The sequence below is a fragment of the Natronolimnobius baerhuensis genome (genome assembly GCF_002177135.1).
Classification (GTDB): Archaea; Halobacteriota; Halobacteria; order Halobacteriales; family Natrialbaceae; genus Natronolimnobius; species Natronolimnobius baerhuensis.
Genome location: NZ_MWPH01000003.1, coordinates 55,324 through 69,378 on the forward strand (window position 1 = coordinate 55,324; position 14,055 = coordinate 69,378).

At 56.6% G+C, this 14,055-nt stretch carries 14 protein-coding genes and 1 tRNA gene; 7 read left to right on the plus strand and 8 right to left on the minus strand.

Annotated elements, in window-relative coordinates; translation table 11 throughout:
• The first annotated feature begins 78 nt into the window (after nucleotides 1–78).
• Nucleotides 79–2,145, plus strand: coding sequence for a DEAD/DEAH box helicase (locus B2G88_RS12840; RefSeq protein ID WP_087714998.1), 2,067 nt, complete (start codon nucleotides 79–81; stop codon nucleotides 2,143–2,145).
• Nucleotides 2,146–2,184: 39 nt separating this feature from the next.
• Here B2G88_RS12840 and B2G88_RS12845 read toward each other — a convergent pair whose 3' ends face one another.
• Entirely contained in the window at nucleotides 2,185–2,439 is a 255-nt protein-coding gene (locus tag B2G88_RS12845; protein ID WP_054864146.1) for a pro-sigmaK processing inhibitor BofA family protein, read from the minus strand.
• Nucleotides 2,440–2,632: 193 nt separating this feature from the next.
• On the opposite strand from B2G88_RS12845, the gene B2G88_RS12850 reads away from it, so the two are divergent.
• From B2G88_RS12850 to B2G88_RS19170, 3 genes are all read left to right on the plus strand, one after another.
• Nucleotides 2,633–2,705, plus strand: a tRNA-Pro gene (locus B2G88_RS12850).
• A 588-nt stretch (nucleotides 2,706–3,293) separates the two neighbouring features.
• Complete coding sequence (locus B2G88_RS12860) at nucleotides 3,294–4,631, plus strand: replication protein (RefSeq protein ID WP_245835390.1); 1,338 nt, start codon at nucleotides 3,294–3,296, stop codon at nucleotides 4,629–4,631.
• A 73-nt stretch (nucleotides 4,632–4,704) separates the two neighbouring features.
• Nucleotides 4,705–4,926 carry a hypothetical protein gene (locus tag B2G88_RS19170; RefSeq protein ID WP_140408865.1) on the plus strand — a complete coding sequence of 74 codons (222 nt, stop codon included), beginning with the start codon at nucleotides 4,705–4,707 and terminating at the stop codon, nucleotides 4,924–4,926.
• On the opposite strand, the gene B2G88_RS19175 is transcribed toward B2G88_RS19170, so the two are convergent.
• Nucleotides 4,927–5,799: a COG1361 family protein gene (locus B2G88_RS19175; protein ID WP_140408866.1), complete on the minus strand. Its 873-nt coding sequence runs from the start codon at nucleotides 5,797–5,799 to the stop codon at nucleotides 4,927–4,929.
• A 2-nt stretch (nucleotides 5,800–5,801) separates the two neighbouring features.
• Nucleotides 5,802–6,143, minus strand: coding sequence for a transcriptional regulator (locus B2G88_RS19180; RefSeq protein WP_140408867.1), 342 nt, complete (start codon nucleotides 6,141–6,143; stop codon nucleotides 5,802–5,804).
• A 368-nt stretch (nucleotides 6,144–6,511) separates the two neighbouring features.
• Here B2G88_RS19180 and B2G88_RS12870 point away from each other — a divergent pair, with 368 nt between their 5' ends.
• The gene (locus B2G88_RS12870; RefSeq protein ID WP_054863694.1) at nucleotides 6,512–7,537 is read left to right on the plus strand and encodes a tyrosine-type recombinase/integrase; all 1,026 of its coding nucleotides are present in this window, start codon (nucleotides 6,512–6,514) and stop codon (nucleotides 7,535–7,537) included.
• Between the two features lie 279 nt (nucleotides 7,538–7,816).
• Here B2G88_RS12870 and B2G88_RS12875 read toward each other — a convergent pair whose 3' ends face one another.
• The gene (locus tag B2G88_RS12875; RefSeq protein WP_054863695.1) at nucleotides 7,817–8,089 is read right to left on the minus strand and encodes a HalOD1 output domain-containing protein; all 273 of its coding nucleotides are present in this window, start codon (nucleotides 8,087–8,089) and stop codon (nucleotides 7,817–7,819) included.
• 189 nt (nucleotides 8,090–8,278) lie between these two features.
• Here B2G88_RS12875 and B2G88_RS12880 point away from each other — a divergent pair, with 189 nt between their 5' ends.
• A complete protein-coding gene (locus tag B2G88_RS12880) occupies nucleotides 8,279–8,530 on the plus strand; it encodes a hypothetical protein (protein ID WP_054863696.1) in 252 nt (83 codons plus the stop codon).
• 50 nt (nucleotides 8,531–8,580) lie between these two features.
• Here B2G88_RS12880 and B2G88_RS12885 read toward each other — a convergent pair whose 3' ends face one another.
• From B2G88_RS12885 to B2G88_RS12895, 3 genes are all read right to left on the minus strand, one after another.
• Nucleotides 8,581–8,838: a HalOD1 output domain-containing protein gene (locus B2G88_RS12885; protein WP_054863697.1), complete on the minus strand. Its 258-nt coding sequence runs from the start codon at nucleotides 8,836–8,838 to the stop codon at nucleotides 8,581–8,583.
• A gap of 92 nt (nucleotides 8,839–8,930) precedes the next feature.
• Entirely contained in the window at nucleotides 8,931–11,348 is a 2,418-nt protein-coding gene (locus B2G88_RS12890; protein ID WP_087715001.1) for a bacterio-opsin activator domain-containing protein, read from the minus strand.
• A 128-nt stretch (nucleotides 11,349–11,476) separates the two neighbouring features.
• Entirely contained in the window at nucleotides 11,477–12,124 is a 648-nt protein-coding gene (locus tag B2G88_RS12895) for a helix-turn-helix domain-containing protein (protein WP_087715002.1), read from the minus strand.
• A 177-nt stretch (nucleotides 12,125–12,301) separates the two neighbouring features.
• Here B2G88_RS12895 and B2G88_RS12900 point away from each other — a divergent pair, with 177 nt between their 5' ends.
• Nucleotides 12,302–13,291 (plus strand): ornithine cyclodeaminase family protein, encoded by a 990-nt coding sequence (locus tag B2G88_RS12900; RefSeq protein ID WP_087715003.1) that lies wholly within the window; start codon nucleotides 12,302–12,304, stop codon nucleotides 13,289–13,291.
• Between the two features lie 25 nt (nucleotides 13,292–13,316).
• On the opposite strand, the gene B2G88_RS12905 is transcribed toward B2G88_RS12900, so the two are convergent.
• On the minus strand, nucleotides 13,317–14,015 hold the full coding sequence (locus tag B2G88_RS12905; protein WP_342744122.1) for a YqjF family protein: 699 nt from the start codon (nucleotides 14,013–14,015) through the stop codon (nucleotides 13,317–13,319).
• Nucleotides 14,016–14,055 lie beyond the last annotated feature (40 nt).

The following is a 14,055-nucleotide window of genomic DNA, read 5'->3' on the forward strand; positions in this document are numbered from 1 at the left end:
AATACTGTGCTCGAGTATGGGGAAGGGTGCAGCCTCGAGTCCGAATCGCTCAAGTACGCTACCGTTCTATCAGGGACCGTGTCGAAGCAGGTCCAGCAGGTCGAGACAATATTCTGCCACGAAACGGGCGACGACTACCTCGTCGTCGTCCAGCGCGACGGCAAGCGACTGTTCCGGGCAAAGCTCGGGCTTTCCGAGACCTCGGCCGGTCCCCGACCCGCCAAATTCCGGCTCAAAGACGGCTCGAGCGAGGAGCCTCGCCAACCCGACGAGTTCGTCGAACTCGCCCGGCGCGCCAAACGCATTCGCATTTCGGAGCAAACCTCTCGGACCGGCCGAGACGAACTGATCGAAATGTTCGAAGGGTACCAACTCGAGGACAAGGCAACAGCCGTTCGGACCTGCCGGTACTGCGCCTCCGCGGGTCGGTACTCGCCGATCACCACCGAGACGGCAGTCAAAGACGATCAGGACTGGATCTGCCAGGACTGCGCTCGCCAGGAACTCGAGCGCCAACTCTCCTATTCGGGCAGCGGGAAGGTCACCGGCGCAGCGAAGGATCGACTCGAGGATCTCATGATGGAGGTCCAGGACTTAGAACGGATCGTCAACCTGCTAAAGGGACAACTCGATCCCGATTTGACGAAGTTCGATACGATTTCGGCGACGACCGACGAGGTCGATCCCGTCCGAATCGACTCGCTCAATTTGCACCCGGGACTGCAGGGACTGCTCGAGGATCGATTCGAAACACTGCTGCCGGTCCAGAGTCTGGCGGTTGACCACGGCTTGTTCGACGGGGACGACCAGATGGTGGTCTCCGCGACGGCGACCGGGAAGACGCTGGTCGGCGAGATGACCGGGATTGATCGCGTGCTTAACGGGAAGGGGAAGATGCTGTTTCTCGTTCCCCTCGTTGCACTCGCGAACCAGAAATACGAGGACTTTCAGGACGAATACGGCCACCTCGTGGACGTCTCGATCCGCGTCGGCGCAAGCCGAATTACGGACGACGGCAACCAGTTCGATCCCAACGCCGACGTGATCGTCGGCACCTACGAAGGGATCGATCACGCCCTGCGGACGGGCAAGGACATGGGCGACATCGGGACCGTCGTCATCGACGAGGTTCACACGCTCAAAGAGGACGAACGGGGCCACCGCCTCGACGGGCTCATTTCGCGGCTCAAGTACACCTGCGAGCAGCGGGCGAAACGCCGCGATGACTACGGCGGCGCACAGTGGATCTACCTCTCTGCAACCGTCGGCAATCCCGAGCAACTCGCCGCAACGCTCGAGTCAACGCTTATCGAGTTCGAGGAGCGCCCCGTGCCAATCGAGCGCCACGTCACCTTCGCAGACGGCCAGGAAAAACTCCGTATCGAGAACAAACTCGTCAGACGCGAGTTCGACACCGAATCCTCGAAGGGGTATCGCGGGCAGACGATTATCTTCACGAACTCCCGAAGACGGTGCCACGAGATTTCCCGGAAACTCGAGTATTCATCAGCGCCGTATCACGCGGGACTTGATTACAAACGTCGCAAACGAGTCGAACGCCAGTTCGGCGAGCAAGATCTCGCCGCCGTCGTGACGACTGCCGCACTCGCCGCCGGTGTTGACTTCCCGGCCTCGCAAGTCGTCTTCGACTCACTGGCGATGGGAATCGAGTGGCTCTCGGTCCAGGAGTTCCACCAGATGCTCGGCCGTGCGGGCCGTCCGGATTATCACGACAAAGGGACCGTCTACGTGCTGGTCGAACCCGATTGTGCGTATCACAACTCCATGGAGATGAGCGAGGACGAAGTCGCGTTCAAACTCCTCAAAGGCGATATGGAGTCGGTGATGACCCACTACGACGAAGATGCAGCCATCGAGGAGACGCTGGCAAACGTCACCGTCGGCGGCAAAGCCGCAAAAGCGCTCAACGACCGCATGCTCGGAGAAGTCCCGACGAAACACGCCGTCGGGAAGCTCTTGCAGTATGAGTTCATCGACGGCCTCGAGCCGACACCCCTTGGAAAGGTCGTCACGCGTCACTTCCTGAATCCAGGCGAGGCGTTCTCGCTCATCGACGGCATCCGCAAGGACGCCCATCCGTACGAACTCATCGCGGAGATCGAACTGCGCGACGAGGACCTGTAGCACGGGGAGGAATCGTTTCTCGAGGGGTTCGCGTCGGCGTCAGGGGACAAATGCAACGCCAAACAGCGAGAGCAAGATCACCAGTAGCGAGCCGGGGACGCCGCCGATAGCGACGATTGCGAGTGCAATTGGTGTCACGGCGACCTGCAACCCGAATATCGCCTGTGCGAGAAACAAGACGAGCAGTCCGACTGCAGCGTTGACGATAAACGGACGAACCGTCTGGATGATCGTCGACGCACCGAGGACGACCACCAACACGAGGATCAGGAGGAGGATCTCGAGGCCGGTCATAGACGACCTGGGAGTAGTCACTGCACCTACTTACACTGCTCGCACAGTTGCGCGCTGTGACAGTGTCGACAAGACGGCTCACGAGGGCCGTTTGCGTGATCCGAACCGGACCGCCTGCACTCGTGTCGAGTCCGCCACATGCTCTGGTCCAGAACGAAACCCTTTATATGTTCCACGCGCAAGCGATAGGTACGGGATCGTGGGTTAGCCTGGTATACTTCGGGCCTTGGGTGCCCGTGACCCCGGTTCAAATCCGGGCGATCCCATAGCGAGATTAAGCGTTTCGGTGGGTTTTACCCGTTGTTGCTATTTCCTCCAGAGCTGTTGCTCCCGACCCACCCACCGACCCACCCAGACCGACGCGGGGCCCTTCAATGGGTCCCGCGAGGTCTATTGGCCGTTTGATCCCTGCCAATTCGTCCCTGCGTCTGTACTTTACAGTCTCAGTGATGATGCGACAGATCTCGAAGTAAGGGCGGCCCTGGAGGGGGTTCGATGACGGATTGGAGTCAGTACTTGGCGTACAAGTGCCGGCACTGTCGCGAGGACTGCATCAATCCGCGCAACTCTGAATTCTCTCGCGATCGCGAGTGCCGGACTTGTGGAGCTGTTCCTGAGTTGGAGGACGCAGAAGAGATCGACTCCTACCAGCTCGATGCATTCGACACCCCAAGCGAGGGAGAGTCGGCGATCGCCCGGAGCGCGCGCGGTGCCAACGCGCGCGCTCAGATCGCTGACCGCCGGAAGCGGGGGCTTGCCCCCGACCCGGAAGCCCGAGCGCACAGCGCGCCCCGTGGGCGCGCAAATCGTGTGCGGTGCGGTGAGCAGTTGACGTTTGATGAGGTGGAGGGACAATGAGTCGGCACACCGATGCATCCACCGCTATCGGGAACGCCGACCTAGAGGATGCTGTCTCTCGGCCTTCCAAGACTAACTGTACAACCGGCGATAGAGACACTAAGAACGCGATTCCCGATTCGTGGCACACCTACTGGTGGCAAGAAAAGAACGAGATTGTAGATGACTTTATCGCGACCCGACCTAGTCGGGCTGCGCGTCCGATCTCTGTCCGAGACGACCAGAAGCTTCGCGAGGAATGCACAACCGAACGCCATGCCGGTGGCCGCCGAGCAAAGACCTGGAGTAGCGTACTGAACGAGTTTCTCGACTGGTACAACGGCTATCGACACGCGCATCTCATCTTCACCGATCCTGACGGCAACGAAGTACGCACGCAGATGCCGAACTCGCACCAACCACGGTATGGAAACAAGTACTACGCCCGGCTGAAGGCCCTCGAACGCCAGATGGTTCGCGAGTACGACGATCTCCATATTGCCATGCTAACGTTCACTGGGTCGACGAAGAACGACAATGGTGGCTGGCGCTGTCCAGCTGATCACCTCCGCGACGTCGTGGACTCATGGCGACCGAATCGAGGACGAGGTGTCTACCACGCGCTGCGTAGTTCCCTCGACGGAATGGAGTGGGAATATGGGCTCGTTGTCGAGAAGCACAAATCCGGATATGGTCACGTTCACTGTGCAGTCTTCATTGATGGCGAAGTGAATGAGTCTGATTTTCATCCGGCGATCGACGCACACCTCCGTCAGTGCGAGATTGCTCATCGAGATGCCCACAACTACCATGCTGACGACGAATCCGCGCGACCAATTTCGATTCGTTCCGTTGACCCGAACCTCGACTCGGACGAGCTCGATAGCAATAGAGACGACGTAGTCGGGAATGTTGGCAGTTATATTGGCGAGTACATCGGTGCATATGGTGAGCCGTTGTTCGATCGCGGCCTCGACGAGCTGCAATTCCGCGCAGCCGTCTGGGCAACTGGTACACAAGTCGTTCGATTCAGTGAGGGTGCGAACGAACTGATCCAGCGTGAACGTGACGATCGTGATGATGAAGAAGAAATTCTAGTGCCAAACCCAGAGTTCGACCCAGATAAGCATGCAAACCCGGAAAGTGATGTGCTGCCGTTCGAGGTCGTCAATCCAGGTTGGTCAATTACTGCAGTTGGTCGCGTTGATCAGGACGGAGAAGAACGACATGACGTAACTCGGTCTGGCGTAGTGTTTACTACAATCGAAGATGCTCGGCACCTAGATCCACCGAATACACAGCCAAGTACACCACCACAGCCAAAATACAACACAACAACGCTGGACAACTATTGAGGCCAGTTTCCAGTGGTTTCTGTTCCACTGAGACGAGACTGGTATTTATAATCCAGCAGTGTGAGTGACAACTATGTCGGAATTTCCGGAAACGAAAGAGGTTCCTTGCCCATTTTGTGACGATACTGTTGAGATTGAGCTGATCGATCCTGAACGTGGTGAGTACGAGGAAGTACCCCCGGATGGTCACTTCTGTGGTGATGAACCTAATATGGTTGAGATCAGCGGTAACGAAGATCGTGACCCTGCCCCAGAATTATCTTCAGAACCACCAAGACCGCCTGAAGAAAGATAGTTATCCTATATTCTGAAGTGAGGCTTTTCTAGCTGATTCACCATCGTCGTTGATCCAAATTGGTGAATCAAATAGGTCGCTCACGTCCTTTGTTTCTTCGACAAAGACCGTTCGTACTGGGAATTCCTCCGTGTATTCATCACCATAGACATCTTCATAACTCACCTTGAATTGAATATATACTATTTCTATCCCATCCTCTTTTAAATATTCCAGTAGTTTACTGAAGACTATTATTCCGGGCTCACCACCATTTCCATTAATAATATCTCTCACGGATTTATTTTTATTCGAAAAATCCACCCGGTATTCAAATCGACCACTGGAACCTTCCCGTAATATTCCTCCAGAAGGATTCATACCAGAACCTTTGACATCATTATTTTTGTATATTCCAGATGGTTGTGTTTCCAATGGTGGAACGGACGAATTAGAAATTAGTTGTGGTATCTCTGTGTCGGTTGCAGTATTAACCCCTAATTCGGGTATGCATATATCCGCCTGGAATTTTATATTATACGCTGTCCCTTCACCAATATTTTCGAGTTTAAAGGACACGAGACTATGCTTGCCAAGGGCTTCGAAATCGTTAATTTGACGAAGAACTGGTCTTGAACGGGCCCGTTGATGTTTAATTTGCTGCTGTTGATGCTTGATTAGTTTCTCATTCTGTTTAATAGTCCCAAAAGTAAACCATGCTAACATTAATGTTCCAAATGCACCCATTGCACTCGCAATGACACTCATATTTTGGACTGATACCCATCCAGCGAATTCATTCAGTATTATTAAAGATAATAGAATAGCGAAAGACAAAAACATCAAATTTGCAGAAATCTCATATGCCTTCTTTATGATTTTACCTACGTCCATTTTTATCCATTCCTCTCTGGATTGATTGACCAGTCATCATTCTCGGGCAGTACTCTTCCTTCAAGGAATTCCATACCTTCTTCTGTGATTTTATATCTACCTCTTCCAGTCTTTTTGACGTAGCTCGCTGCTTGTAGAGTGTTCAATCGGCGAGAAATTGCTTCTCTAGATTTATCTGTGTTATCTGCTATGATTTTCGGAGACAGAATAAGCCCCCTACCTAATGCATCCATTATCTGAAGATCAGTTTCTGTCATCCAATCTGGCTGCTTTAATACTCGGAACGACCCGATCTCAATCCAATCATCGGGGTCAGTGTCTTCAAACAGATCTTCATCACTCATTGGGAGATGCTTAACAGTGAACCCTAAAAAGTGACTGCCTCTTTTGAGACCGTGATCGTGATCACGATCTAGTGATAACGTTTATGTGGTGATGGTTATATTCTCGATATGCGGAACTACCCAGCAGGGTGACGATGATTCTGTAGGGAAGTGAAGGAGGCCAGCGCTGCAACGCTGGCCCGAGGTGGTTCCATCAGGAATCCATGAGTGGAACCAGTCAGGGGCAAAGCCCCAATGAAAGAGACAGGTGCATCGCAGATAACTTCAGTGGGACATGTGTCTGCTGCGGCGATCGAGCTGAAGGAATTGATGCTCAGGGTCCAGCTGCATCGTGCCGGGATTGCGCTACGAAGCGGTGGTGACCTACTGTGGTTGAACCTGAGGAACTCCCTCCACGCGAAGCCTGGCACCGTTACCTCAACGGTCGCCGCACAGAGCTGACAGAGGAAACTGCGTCGACGTACCACTACCGGCTGAAACTCTTCGCCGAGTGGTGCGAAGACAACGGGATCGAGACGGTTGCTGACCTGAACGGCTGGGTCCTCGACGAGTACGAGTCCTACCGGGCCGGGCAGGACGTCGCCTCGACGACGCTCCACAACGAGATGGAGACGCTGAAGAACTTCATCGAATACCTTGAACGAATCGAGGCCGTCGACGACGATCTTGCCGACCGGGTGAACGTTCCGCACGTTCCCCGCGGCGAACGGTCCCGCGAAACGCGGTTGTCGACCGACCGCGCGCTCGCGCTGATCCGGCACTACCGCTCGACCGACGCGGTGCACGGGTGTCGACGGCACGCGCTGCTCGAAACGGCGTGGCACACCGGCGCGCGACTCGGTGGCCTTCGAGCGCTGGATCTCCGCGACTTCAATCGCGAAGAGCAGACGGTCGAGTTCATCCACCGGCCAGAATCGGGAACGGTCCTGAAGAATAAGCGCGAGGGCGAACGTGTAGTCGCGCTGAACGAGCGGGTCTGTGAGACGATCGGGACGTACATCCAGACCGATCGGTACGACGTACACGACGACCACGGCCGCCAGCCACTATTCTCGTCGCTGCAGGGTCGTCCGAACCCGAACACGATTCGTGTCTGGATGTACCTCGCGACATTCCCCTGTGTCCAGGGCGAGTGCCCGCACAGGTACGATCCCGATTCCTGCGAGTTCCGGAATCACTCGAAGGCCAGTCAGTGCCCCTCGTCACGTGCTCCGCACCACGTCCGGACGGGTTCGATCACGTGGCACTGCGATCGAGGTGTCCCCCGCGAGGTGACCGCTGAGCGGGTGAACGCCTCCCAGGACGTGATCGATGAATACTACGACAAAGCCGAGGAGCGCGACCGGATGGAAAAGCGCCGCCGACCCCACCTTAATAAACTCACCATCGAATAACGCCATGACAACCGCTAAAACCACTACGTACGCCGCTCTACACCGTAAAAACAGCCATAATTCAACCCCGGGCGATCCCATATTACTGTCGCGAACAAACTCGTGAGCGACAGTCATTGGAAAAGCGCGGATTTGAATCAGGGAGTGGAGCAACGCGGAACGACCGTGGTTCACAATCCGGGCGATCCCATCAGTTTTGTCGCAAATACGTTCGCGAGCGATGGCTTTACTCCTCTCCACTCGAGTCGAGAAGTCAGCGACGCCACTCGAAGTGAGGGGCTACTGCCCGTAGATGGGTTCAGTCTGTGTGTCGGACTGGTGTGTGTTGTCGACGCTGATGGCGTCCGGGCCGTCGACGCGGATACGATAGCCGTTGTAGGTGAACTCGACTGTTGGGTAGGCACGGTCGCCATCGGTGGTTCGAAAGAGGGTCTCGAGTGCGTCGGTGTCGACGGCGGTATGCAGTGGTGGCTGCATCGCTTCGGGTGCGACCCCCTTGTGTTCGGCGACTGTTGCAACGACGGTGTAACAGATCGACTGCTCCCCATCCATATGCACCGGTCCCACAACCCCACATATAAAGTTCTGTGATTGTACCGTGATAGGTGCATGACGAGCGTCAGACAACAGGGGCTGGTGGATCACACAGCGCTGAGACAGCAGTCGGATACCTGTGAGAGAGTACCACGAGTAGGAATAGTTAAGTGGTGTTAGCCAAGGAACAGTACGCAAGAGCATTGAATGGCAGTTAGTGACCGTGCGACCACGCCGCGAGCCAAACTGGGGCTGTACCACACCGCGCGGTGGGTCGGACGTCTGTACCTGTTTGCAGTGGTCGTGGCGCTCGCGTATGGCAGTAACTGGATTATCGAGACGGCAGGTCTCATCCCGGATGGCTACATCGGGACGCTGTGGGCGAGCCTCTCGGTCCTGCTCGTGATCATCGGCGCAGTATTTGTGCCACTATTACTCGCAACGACGTCGGACATATGAGACTGGAAGAGTTCAAGTGACGGCGTTTCGACGGAACAGGCGGTCGAAAATTACTCAACTCGAATGGTACCTGCTGCAGTAACACGGATCGTCAACTCGAGATACTGAAATTGGATCGAGCCACTCGAGTCATCGTGAAACAGGGCCTCGAGTGCGTCAGGATCGATTGATTCGAAAAGTGGCTCGTCTAACTCGACCACAGATTGATCGCGGATATCTGCGACGACACGGAGGATGGCGTGGGAAACCGACTCGTCCGGTTGAACGTGGTCGACAACAGGCTCTTCGCGAGCACCAGTTCCACTCATGACTGTATGAACAGAAACAGCGTGACGTGGATAGGCGTTTACCCTGTATAGATAACGCCAGCAGGCGCGGCGGGTAATGTTGATAAACTCGCTCAGTTGGCGTCGAACAGCAGCGTCACGAGTTTCCGTTCAGCAGTGCGGATGTTTTCCGTGACCGTCGGCTGGGAAACGCCGAGTTGGTCGGCGATATCCTGTCCCGTACACGTGCGAGGTGTCTCGAAATACCCGCTGTAGTAAGCCGCTCGCAACACCTCCTTCTGTCGGTCACTCAGTTCGTCTTCGAACGCCTGTTTGAACTCATCACGAACGTGGAAATCGCGCTCTCGAGACTCCTGAGAAATGATCGTCACCGATTCGAATTGCTGTCTGAGCATCGAGATAAACGACCGTGTTGAGACGCGTTTGGGTAACTCGACCGTGACGTCTGCTCGGTCTGCAGACGCGTTCATGGTCGCGGGAATGCCACCTCGCTCGAGGATGTATTGGAATAGACACGGAGGCGTCACAGTGCTGGTAAACAGGTGTCCGTTCTCTCGTTCGACGATATGAGAGAGGTCATCGATACCGTAACATTGCTTGACAGCGGCTTCGACAGCAGTGCGGTCGCAGTCTCGAACGGTAAAGTACGTTTGTGGTGGTCCATCGTCCTGTGAGACGACTTCTTCGAATCGGACTCCCGTCTCGAGGTGGTCTGCCAGGCAGATACTCGGGAGCGAGGAATCTGCAACATGAAGATCCAATACGGTTAGTTCGCCACTGATCAGCGCCTGTCGTTTCTCCCGGGCGTTGATCGCGTGGCCGACGGTTTCAGCGATGGTCTCGAGTGCCTGGCGCACCCGCTCATCGAAGGTGTTCGAACTGGAGGCATACATCGTGAGCACGCCGTAGGTCGAGTCGCTGTAGACGACTGGAATGCTGGCGATTGACCGATAGCCACGTCGAAGTGCGTGACTTCGCCAGGGTTCAAACGGTGGCTCAGTCACTGTCTCGTCGATAATCGTCGGCTCACCTGTCTCGAGCGTCGTCGCTGCGGGCTCGAGTGATGCGTCCGTCTCGTGTGCGGTAACTGCCTCGAGGTAGTTCTCACCAGTGCCACTCGAGTGAGTGGGAGAGAGGACGCCAGCGCTTTCGTCTGGCTGCCCGAACCAGGCAAAGTCGATACTGGATGTTCGAGTGAGTTGTTCACAGATCGTCCGTTCGATATCGGCTCGAGACGGTGGCTCAACCAGTTTCTGTGTCGCTCGCTGGAGTAACGAGATGAGTTCCTCGAGTTCCTGGACGCGCTGTTGTTGCGTCTCGAGCGATGACGCCTGAGTGTCGACCGTCTCTCGGTACCTGATGGTATCGAAGACAGTCTGGATGGTCGTCTGTATCGTCTCCAACAGTGCTTCATCAGTCTCGGTCAGCGAGACGTAGTCGGGAAAGACCAGCAACAATACGCCGTGTCGGCCGAGTGGAACGAATGTGACCGCCTCGAGTGGAAGGTCCGACACTGCGGCGGGAACGTCCGCCGACGGGATAGTGGCTCTGGTGATCGTATTCTCTCCAGCGTAGGTATCCCAGGCATGGGCAGAAACCGCGGGCAAGATTTCCTCGAGTGCGTCGAACGCTGGCTGTGAGGAGGTTGCTGGCTCGAGTGTGCCCTGGGTTTGATCGTAGAGCCAGACTGCCGATAGCGTCGGGACGAACAGCGTTTCGACGAGTGCAATAACGGACTCGAGGAGGTGTGAGCGGCGTTCGGTCTCGGGCTGTTCGATGGATTCGGTAAACGCCGTCAAGACGTCCAGTTGTTTCGACCGGACGGCGTGTTCGCCAAGCGTTTCGAGGACATCGATGACCTGCTCGAGGGCGAACGAACCAGCGGTATCCGACGACCCGGATTCGGGAGGCTCACTGTGGAGGAAATTCGAACAGACACCTCTCGGTGTTCGATACGTTGCATGCTGTGTGAGTACCGTTCGAAGAACCGATTCGGAGAACGCATCACGGTCGTAGAGACACAGCGCCCGCACCGGCCGCTGTTCGAGTACGTCCGAAAGCCGGTGCTCGTATCCCACGAGTACATCCTCCGAAAGCGCGTCTGCGACTGTTTCAGATAAACGCCCGACGACTCGAATCGGAGTGTCGTCCGTCGCGTCACTACACTCGAGCACCCACTGTGCCATCGACTCGGCGGTAACTGGCTCGCTGGCCAGATATGTCTCAGAGACGGGACGCAGTGTCAGGTCACCGCGCTCGCGTGCTGTAGCAACGTCGATCCCGCGAGCAGTGAGTGCCGCCTCGAGGTCGGCCAAAAACGACGGTGTCCCGGTTGCGATGCAGGGCTCACCGACATGGAGTCCGTGCTGGAGAGACGCTGTGGCCGTCGCCAGCGTGTCCCGGACTGTCTCACAGACAGCAATACTGTGGGTTGGATCGAGATGTCCAGCAGACCGCTGCGGTGCCAGCGGATACTGACGCCGGTGGCCACTGTGCGGTCGTGAACCGATTCGGGTGTTCGTATCATCCATGGTGGGGTATCGCCGACTAACCTGCAGTTCCAGCCGGTCTAGGAAGTCGATGTCTGGTACTGGTTCGAGCGCGTAAAGGGTAACGAATTAGGACTTTATAAAAGAACAGAACCAAAGATATTTGGATGTTAGCGATCCGCAAGGAGTGTTGAGCGAATTAAATGGCCTGTCCCCCGCCGAAGCAAGCCGCTTGCTGACGGTGCTGAAATATCGAACTCCTCGGCCAACTCCTGTAGCGAAATCGCACGTGGCTCCTCGAAGTAGCCGGCATCGACGGCGCTGACGAGCAGTTCGCGCTGTCGCGGTGTCAGTCCGTATCCAAGCGATGCATCCGGAGCCGACAACGAGTACAACTGCCGGAGTACAGGGCTCAATTCGTGCGTGAGACAGTGCTCACTGAACGTCGACAGTCGGTCGTCGCTGGGAAAGCGGATCTCGAACAGCCAGCCAGTCTCGCGCCCACAGGCGGCGAGCAACACGGCATCACTGGCGTGAACACCACGGAGCAACGTCGAGACCCGGTCCGTCCACATCGCACGATACAGTCGCCCGCCCGAAACTGCTGTCACTTCCTCGAGCGACTCGAGACTTGGCTCCGTGTGTGCGATCCGTTCGAAATCATCAAACGCTGTTCCCCAAACCCAGAAAAACGGCATCGTCGACGTCTGTGTCGGCACGACACGCTCGAACTCGATTCGGTCAATCGTCGGGAGCAAGAGGGCATCCTCGAAGACAAATGACGCGGCTTCAAGTTCGAACTCGGCGATAATCCCCATCAGTCGTTCCAACAACGAGTGGCTATACGAATAGGCTTATCGAATGGAGAGGTTATCAGTATAAACAGCCGTCGTCTCGCCGATTCGAGTGCGACGCCGCCGCGCTTGTGTCTCTGCCGTCACGACTCGAACCGACAGAGCCTGACGAGTTAAGTAGTGTCGACAAGAGGTGCCAGTATGAACACGCTGTTACTGGACAGCGACGCTGTCGATGCACACGCACGGTTGCCTGCAGTCATCGACGCCGTCGAGGACGCCTTCGGTGCGTTCGAACGGGGAACCACGCAGATGCCGGCGAAATCCTACATCGATCTCCCACAGTACAACGGCGATTTCCGGTCGATGCCCGCCTATCTGGATGCTGGAGACTGGGATGCCGCTGGACTCAAGTGGGTCAACGTCCACCCCGACAACCCCGTCGACCACGACCTGCCGACCGTTCTCGGGACGATGATCTACTCCGATCCCGAGACCGCGTTCCCGCTTGCGATTATGGACGGGACGACCCTGACGATGAAACGAACCGGCGCTGCCGCCGCCGTCGCAACGGACTACCTCGCACGCGAGGACGCCTCGAGTCTCGGAATCCTCGGCGCAGGTGTCCAGTCGTACACACAGCTACGGGCGATTAGCGAGGTCCGAGAAATTGACACCGTCGTCGTGACAGATCAAGACGACGAGCGCGTCACGCAATTCATTGAGGCCTTCGAGTCCGACTTCGACATCCGCGGCGGTTCAATTTCTGACGCAGGCCATTGTGATATTCTCTCGACAGTAACGCCCGTCGAAACCCCAATCGTCGGCCCCGAAGACGTCGGCGACAAGACACACATCAACGCCATCGGGGCCGACGCCGAGGGAAAACACGAACTCGCAGATGAGTTGCTCGAGGCCGCTCGAATCGTCATCGACGACCACGAACAGTGCACCCACTCGGGTGAGATCAACGTTCCCTACAGCGAGGGCGTCCTCACCGACTCGGACATCCACGGCGAAATTGGGGAACTCGTCGTTGGTTCGCTCGAGGGCCGCACTGATGAGACAGGCGTCACGGTCTTCGACTCGACCGGCCTCGCGATTCAGGACGTCGCAGCAGCACACGTCGTCTACGAAAATGCCCGTGGGGCCGATGACGGCTACGAGTTCGGTATGATCGAGATGGCTTGAGACGAACACTGTACGCAGCACGCTGTTACCGCCGAATCCAGCGCGGAATCGACCCCGTCATGGGAAGTTCATCACAGTAATACGCTCGTGGCGAACCAATCGGCTCCGGGAGTCCGTTGGCCTCGAGCATCGTCTGTTCCTGTATTGTTACCTCGGCTGGCTGGACTGGCCACGGGTCGTGAGCGATTTCACCGACCATCACTGTTCGCTCGCCCGGTGCGTAGAACCGTCTGCGTTCCATACTCCAGTGTTCGAACGTCCCCGGCTCAGGTGGTTCAACGGGACCATCGGGCCGATACGTGGCTGCAAACCAACCGGTGTCTGGGTCCGTCAATTCGGTGAACGTCGGCGACTGTTCCGGTTCTCGCCGACTCGAGAAGACGATTCCATCTTCGCTTCCACTAACCCGCATATTCGCCGCTGTCACCGGAAGTCGCGTTGGTCCGGCAAGAGCGGCAACCAGCGGGTTGTTGAGGTCGATACTGAAGAAGAACAGCCCCGAGTCCCCGCGATACGACACGTACGTCCGAACGTTGAGTTCAGCGACAGCCGTCTGCGCGACTGCAGGCGCGCCACGAATGCCGATCTTTGTCAGAACAAACGGTAACACACTCACCCACGCATTGCCCTCCCACGTCTCGAGTGTGAGTGGTGCGGGCACGTGTGGACGTAACTGCGCAGGGTCGACGGGCCAGTGCAGAAACAGTCCGTGTCGCCACGTCATCGACGCGACGTGGGACCGACTCGGTACTGTCGCTGTACCG

Coding starts and splice junctions, on each gene's coding strand:
- B2G88_RS12845 (WP_054864146.1), bottom strand. CDS start 2,439: ATGACCGGCCTCGAGATCCTCCTCCTGATCCTCGTGTTGGTGGTCGTC.
- B2G88_RS12860 (WP_245835390.1), top strand. CDS start 3,294: ATGAGTCGGCACACCGATGCATCCACCGCTATCGGGAACGCCGACCTA.
- B2G88_RS19170 (WP_140408865.1), top strand. CDS start 4,705: ATGTCGGAATTTCCGGAAACGAAAGAGGTTCCTTGCCCATTTTGTGAC.
- B2G88_RS19175 (WP_140408866.1), bottom strand. CDS start 5,799: ATGGACGTAGGTAAAATCATAAAGAAGGCATATGAGATTTCTGCAAAT.
- B2G88_RS19180 (WP_140408867.1), bottom strand. CDS start 6,143: ATGAGTGATGAAGATCTGTTTGAAGACACTGACCCCGATGATTGGATT.
- B2G88_RS12875 (WP_054863695.1), bottom strand. CDS start 8,089: ATGGATGGGGAGCAGTCGATCTGTTACACCGTCGTTGCAACAGTCGCC.
- B2G88_RS12880 (WP_054863696.1), top strand. CDS start 8,279: ATGGCAGTTAGTGACCGTGCGACCACGCCGCGAGCCAAACTGGGGCTG.
- B2G88_RS12885 (WP_054863697.1), bottom strand. CDS start 8,838: ATGAGTGGAACTGGTGCTCGCGAAGAGCCTGTTGTCGACCACGTTCAA.
- B2G88_RS12890 (WP_087715001.1), bottom strand. CDS start 11,348: ATGGATGATACGAACACCCGAATCGGTTCACGACCGCACAGTGGCCAC.
- B2G88_RS12895 (WP_087715002.1), bottom strand. CDS start 12,124: ATGGGGATTATCGCCGAGTTCGAACTTGAAGCCGCGTCATTTGTCTTC.
- B2G88_RS12900 (WP_087715003.1), top strand. CDS start 12,302: ATGAACACGCTGTTACTGGACAGCGACGCTGTCGATGCACACGCACGG.
- B2G88_RS12905 (WP_342744122.1), bottom strand. CDS start 14,015: ATGACGTGGCGACACGGACTGTTTCTGCACTGGCCCGTCGACCCTGCG.